This is a genomic window from Candidatus Obscuribacterales bacterium, from assembly GCA_036703605.1.
In the GTDB taxonomy this organism is placed as follows: domain Bacteria; phylum Cyanobacteriota; class Cyanobacteriia; order RECH01; family RECH01; genus RECH01.
This window is the reverse complement of the sequence record DATNRH010000404.1, coordinates 1-1,388: the sequence shown is the minus strand read 5'-3', so window position 1 is coordinate 1,388 and position 1,388 is coordinate 1. Positions and strand designations below refer to the sequence as shown.

At 55.9% G+C, this 1,388-nt stretch carries 1 protein-coding gene; it reads left to right on the top strand.

All coding sequences use genetic code 11. The annotated features are described in order from the left end of the window. Window positions 1-13 precede the first annotated feature (13 nt). The coding region (locus V6D20_08285; GenBank protein HEY9815779.1) for a WD40 repeat domain-containing protein at window positions 14-1,388 on the top strand (1,375 nt) is incomplete at its 3' end.

The window sequence follows — 1,388 nt, the reverse complement described above, 5'->3', positions numbered from 1 at the left end:
GCAGCTACAGACGGTGGGGGTTTCGACCCTGGCGGCCTATGAGCAGTTGGGGGATGCGCCGAAGGAGGCGTTGGTGACGGGCTATGTGCAGGAGGTGGTGGACGACTGTGGCCCGGAGCATCAACAGTTGGCGGAGCTAGTGTTGTTTTTGTTGACGGATGAGCGGGGAACGCGACCGCTGAAGACGCGATCGGAGCTGGTGAAGGAGCTGGAGGCGCTGTTGCCGGGGCGGGTGTTTGCTGAAGCGCAGCCGGAGTCGGAGGAGGAAACGGAACCGACGGAGCCGCTGGATTTGGTGTTGAAGGTGGCCTGTGGGTCGGGGCTGGTGATGTATTTGCCGGAGGAACCGCAGGATCGCTATCAGTTGGTGCATGACTACATCGCGGAATTGATTCAGCGGCAGCGTCGGAGTGATGTAGAACAGTTGAAGGAGCGGTTAGAGGCTCTGGAGCAAGAAAATTTAGCCACTCAGAAAGAACTCAAAAACGCGAAGCAGATTTTAGGGCAGGCCCAACGGCAAGCAACTCGGTGGTCAGTAGCGGGGATTGCCATCTTCGTTTTGTCCAGCGTGCTCACGTCGTCCATTGTGTATCGCGGAAATCGTAACTTGACCTTGGCTCGTGAAGCGACGCAACTTGAACGTGCTGGGGTGGCGGCCCAAAATCGCTTTTCATTCCAGCAAACCGAGGCGTTGCTCTTGGCGACCCGTGCCCTGTATGATCTTCAGCGCCTGACCCAGGTACATAACATTCAGAATCTGAACGGCTATCCTGCCCACAGCCCCTTGTTCACTACCCAAACCAGCCTCGCTCAAATTCGAGAAATCCGGCTTGAAGTAGGTGAGAAAAATGTTCCAACTGTGGCGTTTAACCCAGATGAACAAACGATCGCCACAGGCGGAGAAGATGGAACGGCACATCTGTGGGATTTGGAAGGGAATGAACTGGCCCGCATGGAAGGACATGAGGGGGTCGTCAATCAGGTGGAGTTTAGCCCTGATAGAAAGATAATTGTCACCAGCGACGAGAATGGCAAGATACGGCTGTGGGACTTAAACGGCAATGAACTGGTTCAAATGGAAGGACACGAGGGGAGCATCTGGCAGGTAGAGTTTAGTCCCGATGGGGATGCGATCGCCACCCGTGGTGAAGATGGAACGGCGCGACTGTGGGGTTTGGAAGGAAATGAATTGGCTCACATGGAGGGTCATGAGGGGAGTGTCTGGCAGGTAGAGTTTAGTCCCGATGGGGATGCGATCGCCACCTGTGGTGAAGATGGAATAGTGCGACTGTGGGATTTGGAGGGCAATGAACTGGCCCGCATAGGGGGGAATGAGGGGGGCATCAGTCAGGTGGCGTTTAGTCCCGATGGGGATGCGATCGCCACCT